Here is a 13966-nt window from a genome sequence, read left to right as displayed (position 1 = left end):
AGATTATTTATAATATGGCATTTCAAGTTTATAACGCATCTGCGGGTTCTGGTAAAACGTATACCTTAACAAAAGAATATTTAAAAATTTTACTGGTAGCTCCTGCTAACGATACCTATAAAAAAATTCTTGCCATTACGTTTACCAATAAAGCGGTAGAAGAAATGAAAAGCCGAATTATTGAAAGCTTAATCGCGTTTACTAAAGACGAAGTTACTGAAAAAACAGCTGATTTTATGCGAGAAATTGCTGCTGAAATAAAATTAGATGTTCCTTCGATACAACAAAAATCCAGAAAAATTTTAAAGAATTTAATTCACAACTACGCGGCGTTTGACATTTCTACTATTGATAAATTCACGCATCGTATCATTAGAACATTTACACACGATTTAAATTTACCTACCAATTTTGACGTTACACTCGATACAGATGAACTTTTAAAAAATGCGATTGATGTAGTGGTTGCCAAAGCGGGAGAGGACGAAGAATTGACTCAAATATTAATCAATTTTGCAAAAAGCAAAACAGATGATGATAAAAGTTGGGATGTAACTTTAGATTTATATGAAGTTTCAAGATTAATTTTAAACGAAGAACATTTTTTTAATTTCGGAAAATTAAGTGATAAATCAGTAGATGATTTTTCTAAAATTGCAGAGAAAATTAAATTAAAAATCGAATCCAATAAATTAAAAATAAAAGAAAATGCGAAATTCATTTTAGATGATTTTGCAGCAAATAATTTAACGGAAGAAGATTTTGACCGAAAAACGTTTTACAATCACGTTGCCAATTTATTTAACGAAAAAGCAACCGAATACGATTTTGTAAATGAAAAAGAAATCGTGGTTCCTAAAAAATCGAATAATTCAGAAGTAGTTCATCGTTTAGCGCCTGCTTGGAAAGAAAAACTAACGCATATTTACAAAGCAAAAAATGAAACTGCGTTATTCGATTTGATTATCAAAAATATGATTCCGTTGTCGTTAATTAATGTAATTTATAAAGAATACAAGCAATTGCAAGAAGACCAAAACGTCTTATCTATTTCCGATTTTAACGCTATAATTCACAACGAAATTAAAGACCAACCCGCTCCTTTTATTTATGAGCGTTTAGGCGATAGATACCGTCATTATTTTATAGATGAGTTTCAGGATACTTCGCAATTACAATGGGAAAATTTTATACCACTAATTGATAATGCCTTGGCAAGTGAAGATTTAGATGGTACAAAAGGTTCATTAATGATTGTAGGCGATCCAAAACAATCTATTTACCGATGGAGAGGTGGAAAAGCAGAACAATTTATTGATTTAAGTACAGATGCAAATCCGTTTTCTAATAAACTGAAAGTTGTAGAAAATTTGCCAAAAAATTACAGAAGTTACTCTGAAGTTATTGATTTTAATAATCAATTTTTTCAATTTCTTTCTGAAGAATTCACTAATGAAGCCTATCAAAAATTATATAAAGAAACCGCTGGTCAGGAAACAAATGAAAAAAAAGGCGGTTTTGTATCGGTTACTTTTTTAGATGATACTATTGAAATAAATGAAGAAATTGCAGAAGACGAATCGATTACAGAAAAAGACAAACAATATTTATCGAAAACCTTAGAAATTATTCAGCAATCTCTTGCAAATGGATTTGACTATTCAGACATTGTTTTATTGACTCGAAAAACAAAAAACGGGGTGTTATTGGCTAATTTTTTAACCGAAAATAACATTCCAATTATTTCATCGGAAACATTGCTAATTCAAAATGCTTCAGAAGTAAAATTTATTATTAATTTTTTAGAATATTTAGATAGTTCAAATAATCAAGAATCAAAAATAAATTGGTTGTATTTTGTAGCAAATACAAAGGTTGATAAAGATAAAATTCATGATTTTATTGTGTCTGCAAAAGATTTATCGGAAGCGGATTTGCAAAAATATTTAGCGTCATTTAATTGTGAAATATCCTTTGAAAATTGCAGAAAAAAATCACTTTATGAAGCTGTTGAAAATATTGTAAATGTGTTTTTAAAAGAAAAAACCACCATTTCTTATGTGCAGTATTTTTTAGATTTAGTTTTAGAACGAAACGTAAAATATCAAACCAGCATTGCAGATTTTTTAGAATATTGGGAAAAATCAGGTTTCAAGCAAAGCATTCCCTCGCCAGAAGGAGAAAAAGCCATCCGAATTATGACCATTCACAAATCGAAAGGATTAGAATTTCCGGTGGTAATTTATCCGTTTGCCGATGACAGTTTGAATCCAAGAAGCAATAATATTTGGATTCCAATGGAAGACGAAAGTGTAGATATGCCTCAAGCTTTGGTTAAAAACAATAAGATTTTAGAAAAATATAGCGACACAACTCAAGAAATTTATCAAACCAAATCGCAAGAAGAAATTTTAGATACTATAAATGTGTTATATGTTGCCTTAACGCGCGCCGAAGAGCAATTGCATATTATTAGTAGTTATAAAATAACCACAAAAGGCGAAATTTCTACTTCCAAAACGTTGGCTTCTTATTTCATAAATTTTTTGTTGCAAAAAGCAAATTTTTCAATCGAACAAAAAGAATATGCTTTCGGCAATCCAAAAAGACATTCGCAACCAAAATTATTTACTAAAAATAAAGCAGAAATTCAGTCCGTAATAAAAGCATTAGATTTTTCTTCGATTCGAATTGCAAAAAAAGAAGCATTAATGTGGGGCACGTTACAACAAGATGCTATTGAGTTCGGAAATATTATTCATCAAATTTTATCGTATATTACTTCGAAAAATGATTTGCAAACGGCTTTAACAAAAAGCTTAGATGAAGGTCTGATTCAACAATCGCAAATAAGTATTTTTGAAAATAAAATAACACAAATTATAAATCATCCAGAATTAGAAGCTTTTTTTAATCCGAATTATATGGTTTTTACAGAACACAATATAATTTCGCCAAACGAAATCAATTTAAAACCAGATAGATTGGTAATTCATAATTCAGAAGCTTTTCTTATTGATTACAAAACAGGAGCGCAAGACGAGAAACATAAAAAACAAATTGAAAATTATGTACGCGTTATTGAAAAAATGAATTTAAAAGTAACTAAAAAAGTGTTACTATATATAGGAGAAGAATTAAAAATTATACATTTGTAGAAAATTTAAATAACCAACAATAAATATAAAAATGTACGGAAAAATTCAAGCTCACTTACAAAATGAATTAAATACAATTCAAGAAAACGGACTTTATAAAAAAGAACGTATTATCACTTCGCCGCAAGGTGCAGAAATAGTTGTAAATGGTGAAACGGTTTTAAATTTTTGTGCGAATAATTATTTAGGACTTTCATCACATCCAGAAGTAGTTCAAGCTGCAAAAGACGCCTTAGATTCGCACGGTTTTGGAATGTCGTCCGTAAGATTTATTTGTGGAACGCAAGATATTCATAAACAATTGGAAGCAGAAATAGCCGATTTTTATGGAACAGAAGATACCATTTTATATGCCGCAGCTTTCGATGCAAATGGCGGAGTTTTCGAACCTTTATTAGGAGAAGAAGATTGTATTATTTCCGATAGTTTAAATCACGCTTCAATTATTGATGGTGTGCGTTTGTGTAAAGCCGCGCGTTATCGTTATGAAAATTCTAATATGCAAGATTTAGAAGCCCAATTGATAAAAGCTACAGAAGCCGGACATCGTTTTAAATTAATTGTAACTGACGGTGTTTTCTCAATGGACGGTTTAGTAGCGCCCTTAGATAAAATTTGCGATTTAGCCGATAAATATGATGCCTTAGTAATGGTAGATGAATGTCACGCTGCTGGTTTCATTGGCGCAACAGGTAAAGGCACAATGGAAGCAAAAGGAGTTATGGGTCGTGTGGATATTATTACAGGAACATTAGGAAAGGCTTTAGGAGGCGCAATGGGGGGCTATACAACGGCTAAAAAAGAAGTGATTGAAATTTTACGTCAACGTTCACGTCCGTATTTGTTTTCAAATTCATTAGCACCTTCAATTGTAGGAGCTTCTTTAAAAGTATTTGAATTATTAAAAAAAGACACTTCTTTAAGAGATCAATTAGAATGGAATACTAATTATTTTAAAGAAGGCATGCGAAAAGCAGGTTTAGATTTTATTGATGGCGATTCTGCAATTGTACCAGTTATGTTGTATGACGCAAAATTATCTCAAGAAATGGCTGACGAACTACTAAAATTAGGGATTTATGTAATTGGTTTCTTTTATCCAGTTGTTCCAAAAGATAAAGCCAGAATTAGAGTACAGCTATCTGCAGCTCATACAAAAGAACATTTAGATAAAGCTATTTTTGCTTTTGAAAGTGTTGCCAAAAAGTTAAACATAATTTAATAAATTAAATTGTTTAACATATAATTAAGAAAAAACAAACAAAAGTTTTGTGAATTACAAAAAACATATTACTTTTGCTCTTAAATATAATGAATTGTAATTAAATTAAATAAAAAGTATGAAACATTTGAACAAATTATTTTCTGCTGCTTTGTTGTTTGTTGGACTAACGTCACAAGCACAAGATAAAGTTAATCCATGGGCTGTGTCTTTTGGAGCAAATGCGGTAGACACTAGAGTAAGTGCTAGTAGAGGTGGATTAGGATTATTTGAAAAAACCTATTCTCAAGGATTAGATATGAAAGATAATTGGAATATCGTTCCGGCAGTATCTTATTTAAGCGTGTCTAAATACGTTGGAGATGGTTTTTCTTTCGAAATGACAGGATCTTTCAACAAAATTACCAAATTTGTTGAATTCAAACCTACTACAGTTGGTGCGGATGCAAGAGGTATGGTTGTAAGTAACCCAGGTGATTTAAACTATTATGGTTTAGATGCAGCGGTTTCTTATAGCTTTAAAAGTTTAATAAAATCTAAATGGTTTGACCCTACTTTAAATTTAGGTGGAGGTTATGTTTTTATGGGTGACGCTTCGGCAGGAACAATTAACGCTGGTTGGGGATTAAACTTATGGTTTATGAAAAATGTTGCGTTTACAATAGCTTCGACTTATAAAACTAGTTTTGATGACAATAGAGTGGGTAATGTTGATATTCCAACACATTTCTTTCACCAAGCAGGTTTAAGATTCCAATTTGGTGCTAAAGACAAAGATGATGATGGTATTATTGATGCTGAAGATGCTTGTCCAGAAGTAAAAGGTTTAGCTGCATTTAAAGGTTGTCCTGATACTGATTTAGATGGTATTCAAGATTCAGCTGATGCTTGTCCAGAAGAAGCAGGTACTCCAGAAATGAATGGATGTCCAGACCAAGATGGTGATACTGTAGCTGATAAAGATGATGCTTGTATTGATGTAGCTGGTTTACCAGTATTAAAAGGTTGTCCAGATGCTGATGGCGATGGAATAGCTGATCAAAACGATAAATGTCCTACTGTAAAAGGTGAAAAAGCAAACGGTGGATGCCCATGGCCTGATACTGATGGAGATAAAGTTTTAGATAAAGATGATAAATGTCCTACTGTAGCAGGAACTGTTGCAAATAACGGATGTCCAGAAGTATCTGAAGACACAATGAAAAAATTAAATGATTATGCAAAAACAATCTTATTTGATTCAGCAAAATCATCTTTCCAAAAACAAACATATTCAGTTTTACAAGCAATTGTTGCTATCTTAAAAGAATATCCAACAGCTAAATTCGCTTTAGAAGGACATACTGATTCAGACGGTAAAGACGATGCTAACTTAGTATTATCTCAAAATAGAGCTGCAGCTGTAAAATCTTTCTTAGTTGAAAATGGTATTGCTGCTGACAGATTAACATCTGAAGGTTTTGGAGAAGCTAAACCAGTTGCAACAAACGCAACGAAAGCTGGAAAAGCTCAAAACAGAAGAGTTGAAGTTAAATTAGTAAAATAATTTTTCTCTTATAATATTTTAAAAAGGTCTCAATTTATTGAGACCTTTTTTTTATCTTTATTGCCATGGATGCATCATTTTTATCTAAACTGGCAAAAGAGTTATTAAGCAATAATTCTACACCGTTACACCACACCAATATTGTTTTACCAAACAAAAGAGCAAAGATTTTTTTAATTGAAGAATTAAAAAAACAATCTTCTACAACTTTTTTAGCTCCTAAAATAATTAGTATTGAAATGCTAATTGAGGAAATCGCGCAATTAAGAACATTAGATAATATTGAGCTTTTGTTTGAGTTTTATATTGTTTATTTGGATACTACTGAAAAATCAAAACAGCAAGATTTTGAAAAATTTTCAAGTTGGGCGGTTACGTTAATTCAAGATTTTAATGAAATTGACAGATATCTTATCAATCAGAATGAAATATTTTCGTATTTATTAGATATTGAACGTATTAAACATTGGACTCCAAATGTAAATAGTCAATCTAAATTAATTGAAAACCATTTAGATTTTTGGAAATTAATGCCATTTTATTATCAAAAATTTACAGAACATTTAATAAATAAAAAAGTAGGTTATCAAGGCTTACTATATAGAAAAGCATCCGAAAATTGTTTGGCTTTTGCAGAAAAATCAGAAGATAAAACGTTTGTATTTGCTGGTTTTAATGCGTTGAATGCCTCGGAAGAAACTATAATTAAATGTTTATTAGAACATAATAAAGCCTCAGTGTTTTGGGATATAGATGCTGTTTTTTTAAAAGATGAATTTCACGATGCAGGATTGTTTTTGCGAAGAATAAAAAACTCTTGGAAACATTTTGAAACACATCCTTTTAATTGGATAACTGATACTTTTTCAAGCGATAAAAATATTGAAGTTATTGGTACACCAAAGTCTATTGGTCAGGCAAAAATTGCAGGAAAAATTATAGAAAAAATCGTATTTGAAAACAAATCATTAGAAAATACTGCACTTGTTTTAAGTGAAGAAAATATTCTAATACCAATTTTAAATGCGTTACCTGTTGAGGTAGAAGATTTAAATATTACTATGGGTTATCCAAGTAAAAACAATCCAGCACAAATTCTAATTTATAAATTATTTCAACTGCATTTAAATGCCCAAAATAGAAATAAAAAACAAAGCGTCTTTTACTATAAAGAAGTATTAGAAATTTTAAATAATCCGTTAATTGTTTCGAGTATTCAAGCGAATGAAGTGGTTAAAATTATAAAAAATTCTAATTTAACCTTTATTACCAGTAATCGACTAAGCGAATTATTTTCTAAATATGATTTATCGAGTAATGAATTAGTCCAACATTTGTTTTTCGATTGGAATGTATCTGTAAATGAAATTTTAGAGAAATTAAAAGTCATTCTAATTTACATTAAAACACATTTAAGTAATCAAAACGAACAAGATAAAGTTACCAAAGCATTTGTGTTTTCAATTTATAATGTCATTTTAAAAATAACAAATTACTTTGAAACGTATAATAAAATTGAAAATTTAGAAATTTTATTTTCTATTTACAAACAAGTTATCGATCAGGCTCAGGTTTCTTTTGAAGGTGAACCACTCAAAGGTCTCCAAATCATGGGAATTTTAGAAAGTCGTGTTTTAGATTTCGAAAATGTAATCATTACGTCGTTAAATGAAGGTAAATTACCTGGCGGAAAATCGAACAATTCCTTTATTCCATACGATGTAAAATTAGAAAAAGGATTGCCAACATATAAAGAACGGGATGCCATCTTTACCTATCATTTCTATCGTTTATTGCAACGGGCTAAAAATATTTATTTACTTTATAATACCCATTCTGAAGGTATTGATGCTGGAGAGAAAAGTCGATTTATTACTCAGTTAGAAATTGAACATTTGCCAAATCATAATTTTAAAAAGGTGTTTTATAACGCAATTAAACCCGATACAATTTATCAACCAATTGAGGTAATAAAAACACAACCAATTTTATACAGATTAGAAGAAATTGCAACGGGTAAGGGATTTTCGCCTTCTGCTTTAACTAATTATTTACGAAACCCAATACAGTTTTATTACCAACGAATATTAGGCGTTCGCGAAAATGAAGAAGTTGAAGAAAATGTGGCGGCTAATACATTAGGAACCATAATCCACGAAGTATTAGAGAAAATGTATGCTCCTTTTGAAGGTAAAAATATTCAAATTCAAGTTACAGATATTGATGTGATGATTCAAAATATAGAAGCTATTACATTAGAAAAATTTATTGAAGTTTATAAAGAAGGAGAAATTAAAAAAGGAAAAAATTTAATTGCTTTCGAAGTAGCTAAAAGAAACATTTATAATTTTTTAATTCAAGAAAAACAGCATATCGAAAATGGTGACGAACTATTTATTTTGTCTTTAGAAAAACCGCACGAAACCATATTTGAACATCCTAATTTACCTTATCCGGTTAAAATTTCAGGAAAAGTAGATAGAATTGAATTGCGAAATAACACGATTCGAATCATTGATTACAAAACTGGAAAAGTTGAAGCCAATAAATTAAAAATAAATACGTTTGAAGGTTTAACACTCGATTTGGCTAATGATAAAATTATTCAATTATTGTGTTATGCATTAATGTTTCAAGAAAATCCTTTAGAAGGAAATTATAATGTGGAAGTCGGAATATTTTCTTTTAAGAATATGAAAGCTGGATTTTTACCATTTACATTTGGTAAAGGCAGAGGTGTTGTTGGTGAAACTATAATTTCAACTGATTTTTTAGAAAATTTTAAAGAAGAATTGGTGATTTTAATTCAAGAAATTTTAAATCCTGCGATTTCTTTTAAAGAAGTGATAAAATAAATTTTGCCACAAAATACAAAGTTAATTACGAATATTTCAACGGTTTTTATATATGTTTTGTTGAAGTTTTGCGTGCCTTGCGAAATTTTTGTGAGCTTTACGGTTAACCCTTCAAAAACCCAACCATAACTTTTTCCAATTCCGCTTGGTTTTCGAGGTGACTCATATGTCCGTCATTGAATGAAATTAGTTTTACATTTGTGCCTTCAATTTGCTCTACATTTTCTTCGTAATTTAAAACAGGATCTTTTTTTCCTAAAATTAGTAAAATTGGATAGGTGGCAAAATGTAAAATTACTTCTCGGTCTTTTCTTAATTTCATACCTTCCTGAGCAGCAATAATTCCTTGTAATGGTGTTTGAAGCGCTTTTTCTCGAACCCATTCAATTTGTTCCGAAAGTTTTGTTCTGTTTTCTTCTGAAAATAAATTGGAGATACTCATTCTGACAGCAGCCACATAATTTTGTTTCACGGCTTTTATCGCACGCGTTCTATTTGCAATGCGTTCCTCGCTATCGGCACGAGATGTTGAATTTAACAACACCAAACCTTTCATAAATTCTGGATATAATTCGGCAACAGCCAATGCCACATAACCACCCATAGAATGTCCAATGAAAACTGCTTTTCTGATTTTCAATTCGGAAATAACATGATGAACAGCATCCGCCATATCTTCCATACTATGAATATATCCTAAACAATCCGTTTGCCCGTGACCTAACAAATCAATACAAATTACTCGGTTTTTTTTAGCTAAAACAGGTGCTAAATAGTTCCACATCGTACTATTTTCCAAAAATCCGTGTAACAAAATAACCGCATTGCCTTTTCCTTGGTCGGTATAACTGATTTTAGTGTTTTTGTAGTTGGTGGTTTTCATAAATACAAATGTAGAATTTAAACGCAAAGAGCGCAAAGTTTTTTCGCAAAGCACGCAATGTTTTTTGTGTTCAAAAAAAACGGCTCACTTTCGCAAACCGTTTAACCTGAAACCTGAAACTTGAAACTTGAAACAAATCTAACTATTCATTATCGATTCAATTTCATCTGCTTCGATAGGAATATTTTTCATTAAGTTGAAAGGCTCTCCTTTTGGTTGAATGACCACATCGTCTTCTAAACGAATTCCAAAACCTTCTGCTGGAATATAAATTCCTGGTTCTACCGTAAAAACCATATTGGCTTGCATTGGCTCGTGTAACAAGCCATAATCGTGCGTATCTAATCCTAAATTATGTGAAGTGCCGTGCATAAAATATTTTTTATATGCTGGCCATTCTGGGTTTTCAGTTTGAACATCTGCTTTCGTGATTAAACCCAAACCTAATAATTCGGAAGTCATAATTTTACCAACTTCTACGTGGTATTGTTTCCAATTTGTGCCAGGAACCAACATTTTTGTAGCTTCGTTTTTTACATATAAAACGGCGTTGTAAACTGCTTTTTGTCTGTCAGAAAATTTTCCAGAAACCGGAATCATTCGAGTTAAATCGGAAGAATAATTGGCATATTCTGCACCAACATCTAACAAAATTAAATCGCCAGCATTACAAACTTGGTTGTTTTCTATATAATGTAACACATTTGCATTGTTTCCTGAAGCTATAATTGGAGTATAAGCAAAACCTTTAGAACGATTGCGTAAAAATTCGTGAGCCAATTCGGCTTCAATTTCATACTCGGTTACGCCAGGTTTTACGAAATTTAATACTCTTCGCACTCCTTTTTCTGTAATATTACACGCATTTTGAATTAAATCCAATTCAATTTGGTCTTTTACAGAACGTAAACGCTGTAAAATAGGATTTGATTTTTCTACTTTATGCGCAGGATATTCGTTTTTCCACCATTTTATAAAACGATCTTCACGTGTTTCTGTTTCTACTGCTGCTCTGTAATGTTCATTGGTGTTAATGTACATCGTATCAGCATACATCATCACTTCTTTTAACACTTTATGAAAATCTTGTAACCAATATACTGATTTAATTCCCGCTACTTCAAAAGCGCGATCTTTAGTAAGTTTTTCACCTTCCCAAATGGCAATATGCTCATTGGTTTCTTTTAAAAAAAGTACTTCTTTCAAGTGCTCATACGGCGCATTTGGAAATAATAATAAAATGCTTTCTTCCTGATCCACACCTGATAAGTAAAAAATATCGCGATGTTGTGCAAATGGCAACGTACTATCTGCAGAAACAGGATATATATCATTCGAATTAAAAATAGCAACTCCGTTTGGCTTCATTTGTGCCATAAAGTTTTTACGATTTTTAATAAAAAGTTCTCGATTTATTGGTAAATATTTCATTTTGTAAAAATGTTAGTAAAGTTTTCAAAATTAATAACTTTCAAACAAATAGTTGTCAAATAATTCTATTAATTTTGAAACAAATCAAATTATATAAAAATGAAAAATCTTGTTTTCTTAATTTCTTTTTTTAGTACTTTACTTTCTTTTGGTCAGGAGACTAATTTTCAATCCGTTGCTTTTCAAAATATTGGACCAACAATAATGAGTGGAAGGATAGTCGATTTAGCGGTAAATCCTCAAAATCCAACTGAATTTTATGCGGCATATGCTTCTGGAGGTTTGTGGTATACCAATAATAACGGAACCAGTTTTGAACCTGTAATGGATGCAGCGCCAACTCAGAATATAGGTTGTGTTGCAGTGGATTGGAATTCGGGATTAATTTTGGTAGGAACAGGTGAAGTAAATTCTTCACGTTCTTCATATGCGGGAATTGGGGTTTTGAAATCTACAGATAAAGGTAAAACGTGGACTAATATTGGTTTGACAGATAGTCATCATATTTCTAAAATTTGGATAAATCCGAAAGATAACAACGAAATTGTCGTAGGTGTTTTAGGTCATTTGTATTCAAAAAATGAAGAACGAGGCGTTTTTAAAACCACAAATGGAGGAAAAAGTTGGGCTAAAACATTATATATTAATGACGAAACAGGAATTGTAGATATTAGTTTTGCACCAAACAATCCAAATATTATGTTTGCTTCGGCATGGGAACGGGAACGTAAAGCAAATAATTTTAAAGGAAATGGAATTCATTCTGGTATTTATAAAAGTGAAGATGCTGGGACTACTTGGAAAAAAATTAATGCCAATTCTGGTTTTCCAACTAATATTGGAATTGGTAGAATTGGTGTAACTTCATATAACGAGAATATTACCTATGCGATTGTAGACAATCAAAATTTGCGACCAAATGCTTCAAGTGAAAAGCCAAAAGATGCCAATGCCGCTTTGTTTGAAGTGGAAGTAATAGGTGCAGAAATATACAAAACCACCGATTCTGGAAAAACGTGGACTAAAACAAATGACAAATTTATTGATGATGCCTTTTATTCTTACGGATATTATTTTGCAGATATTACTGTGGATGAATCTAATGAAAATCGTTTATATATTTCAGCGGTTCCATTATTATTCTCTAATGATGGAGGAAAATCTTTAGAATCAATCAGTAAAGATAATGTTCATTCTGATCATCACGTTTGTTGGGTGAATCCAAAAAATTCAAATCACCTAATAAATGGAAATGATGGAGGTGTGAATATTACATTCGATAACGGGAAACATTGGATAAAATGCAATAACCAAGCCGTTGGGCAATTTTATTCTGTAAACGTAGATGAAAAAGAAAATTATGAAGTGTATGGAGGTTTGCAAGATAATGGTGTTTGGGCGGGTCCAAATAATTATGAACATAATGTAGAATGGTTACAAGACGGAAAATATCCTTACGAATTTTTAAGCGGTGGCGATGGAATGCAAGTTCAAATTGATACAAGAACTAATAATTTGGTTTACACGGGATATCAATTTGGAAATTATACCAAAATAGATAGAATTTCAGGAGAAAGAAAATACATTACTCCTCAAGCAGATAAAAAAGAAGAACCTTACAGATTTAATTGGCAAGCGCCTATTTTGTTGTCGTCTCATAATCAAGATGTTGTTTATTTTGGCGGACAATATGTGTTTCGTTCGATGAATCAAGGCAAAAACTGGGAAAATATTTCTACCGATTTAACCAATGGAAAAGTGGAAGGGAATGTGCCTTTTGGAACCATAACATCCATAGCTGAAAGTAAATTTAAATTCGGAAAATTAGTTATTGGAACAGATGATGGAAATGTTTATGTAACAAAAGATAGCGGCGAAAATTGGATAAAAATATCAACTAATTTGCCGCAAAATTTATGGGTGTCTCGTGTGCGATTTTCAACGTTTAAATCCGATAGAATTTATATTACGTTAAACGGATATAGAAATGATAATTTCACTACTTATGCCTATGTTTCGGAAGATTTAGGCACAACTTGGAAATTATTAACGGAGAATTTCAATCAAAATGCTGCAAATGTAATTCTTGAAGATTCTGAAAACGAAAACATTTTATATTTAGGTACAGATACGGGTTTATTTATTTCTATTGACAGAGGAATAACTTGGCAAGATTTTTCAAGCGAAATTCCAAATGTTGCCGTACACGATTTGGTAATTCAAAAAAGAGAAAAAGATTTAATTGTAGCCTCTCACGGTCGTTCATTGTACAAGGTAAATCTTTCGAACATTCAAAAAATTAATGAGAAAACACAGACAAACGGCCTAGCATTATTTCCTGTAAAGAACATTTCTTATTCTAAAAATTGGGGAAATAAGCGTTCTGCTTGGGGCACCGAAAACACACCAAATGTATTAATTTGGTATTATGTAAAAGAACTTTCAACTTCGGTTTTAACGATAAAAAATAAAGATGGAATTGTAGTTTTTAATCGTCAAAATAAAGCAGAAAAAGGAATGCTTAAAGTAGATTTTGATTTAAGTATTGATGAAAAAATAAAAACCGCAATAGAAAAGAAAGATAGTAAAGTAAAAATCAATCAATCTGGAAATAAAAAATACTATTTACCTGCGGGGAAATATACAATTGAATTAGAAAATAACGGAAAGAAGGAAACGCAAAATTTAGATATAACAGAAAAAAATCAAATGAGATAGAATTTGTTTGTAAACTCAACACTTAATATGTTGATATTCAACAAATGTTAAACTCATTTAAAATGATTATAAATTAACTTTCAAAGGTTGTAAGTCTTACTTATAACCTTTATTTTTGCTAACATTAAAATATTCAAATTAACATTAACTATA

General features: G+C 31.0%; 7 protein-coding genes. 5 read left to right on the top strand and 2 right to left on the bottom strand.

Translation table 11 applies throughout. From position 1 onward, the window contains the following. The first annotated feature begins 14 nt into the window (after window positions 1–14). The 4 genes from ACIQ16_RS00625 (at window position 15) to ACIQ16_RS00610 (ending at window position 8781) form a co-directional block, all read left to right on the top strand. Window positions 15–3158: a UvrD-helicase domain-containing protein gene (locus tag ACIQ16_RS00625; protein WP_396148077.1), complete on the top strand. Its 3144-nt coding sequence runs from the start codon at window positions 15–17 to the stop codon at window positions 3156–3158. Between the two features lie 31 nt (window positions 3159–3189). Further along, window positions 3190–4380, top strand: a complete 1191-nt coding sequence (gene kbl, locus ACIQ16_RS00620) for a glycine C-acetyltransferase (protein WP_396148076.1) — start codon at window positions 3190–3192, stop codon at window positions 4378–4380. Window positions 4381–4498: 118 nt separating this feature from the next. After that, a complete protein-coding gene (locus ACIQ16_RS00615) occupies window positions 4499–5926 on the top strand; it encodes an OmpA family protein (RefSeq protein ID WP_396148075.1) in 1428 nt (475 codons plus the stop codon). Between the two features lie 65 nt (window positions 5927–5991). Then, complete coding sequence (locus tag ACIQ16_RS00610; protein ID WP_396148074.1) at window positions 5992–8781, top strand: PD-(D/E)XK nuclease family protein; 2790 nt, start codon at window positions 5992–5994, stop codon at window positions 8779–8781. A gap of 103 nt (window positions 8782–8884) precedes the next feature. Here ACIQ16_RS00610 and ACIQ16_RS00605 read toward each other — a convergent pair whose 3' ends face one another. Beyond that, window positions 8885–9664, bottom strand: coding sequence for an alpha/beta fold hydrolase (locus ACIQ16_RS00605; RefSeq protein ID WP_396148073.1), 780 nt, complete (start codon window positions 9662–9664; stop codon window positions 8885–8887). A 138-nt stretch (window positions 9665–9802) separates the two neighbouring features. Next, window positions 9803–11095, bottom strand: coding sequence for an aminopeptidase P family protein (locus ACIQ16_RS00600; protein ID WP_396148072.1), 1293 nt, complete (start codon window positions 11093–11095; stop codon window positions 9803–9805). Between the two features lie 99 nt (window positions 11096–11194). On the opposite strand from ACIQ16_RS00600, the gene ACIQ16_RS00595 reads away from it, so the two are divergent. Next, window positions 11195–13813 carry a WD40/YVTN/BNR-like repeat-containing protein gene (locus ACIQ16_RS00595; RefSeq protein WP_396148071.1) on the top strand — a complete coding sequence of 873 codons (2619 nt, stop codon included), beginning with the start codon at window positions 11195–11197 and terminating at the stop codon, window positions 13811–13813. Window positions 13814–13966: the final 153 nt, after the last annotated feature.

Origin of the sequence: Flavobacterium sp., from assembly GCF_044360715.1 — a bacterium.
GTDB lineage: Bacteria > Bacteroidota > Bacteroidia > Flavobacteriales > Flavobacteriaceae > Flavobacterium.
The sequence above is the reverse complement of the archived record's forward strand: the minus strand, read 5'-3'. Positions and strand labels throughout refer to the sequence as shown.

Bases quoted from the DNA above. Each gene is read 5' to 3' on its own strand.
- ACIQ16_RS00625 (WP_396148077.1), top strand. From the start codon at position 15: ATGGCATTTCAAGTTTATAACGCATCTGCGGGTTCTGGTAAAACGTAT.
- ACIQ16_RS00615 (WP_396148075.1), top strand. From the start codon at position 4,499: ATGAAACATTTGAACAAATTATTTTCTGCTGCTTTGTTGTTTGTTGGA.
- kbl (WP_396148076.1), top strand. From the start codon at position 3,190: ATGTACGGAAAAATTCAAGCTCACTTACAAAATGAATTAAATACAATT.
- ACIQ16_RS00605 (WP_396148073.1), bottom strand. From the start codon at position 9,664: ATGAAAACCACCAACTACAAAAACACTAAAATCAGTTATACCGACCAA.
- ACIQ16_RS00595 (WP_396148071.1), top strand. From the start codon at position 11,195: ATGAAAAATCTTGTTTTCTTAATTTCTTTTTTTAGTACTTTACTTTCT.
- ACIQ16_RS00610 (WP_396148074.1), top strand. From the start codon at position 5,992: ATGGATGCATCATTTTTATCTAAACTGGCAAAAGAGTTATTAAGCAAT.
- ACIQ16_RS00600 (WP_396148072.1), bottom strand. From the start codon at position 11,095: ATGAAATATTTACCAATAAATCGAGAACTTTTTATTAAAAATCGTAAA.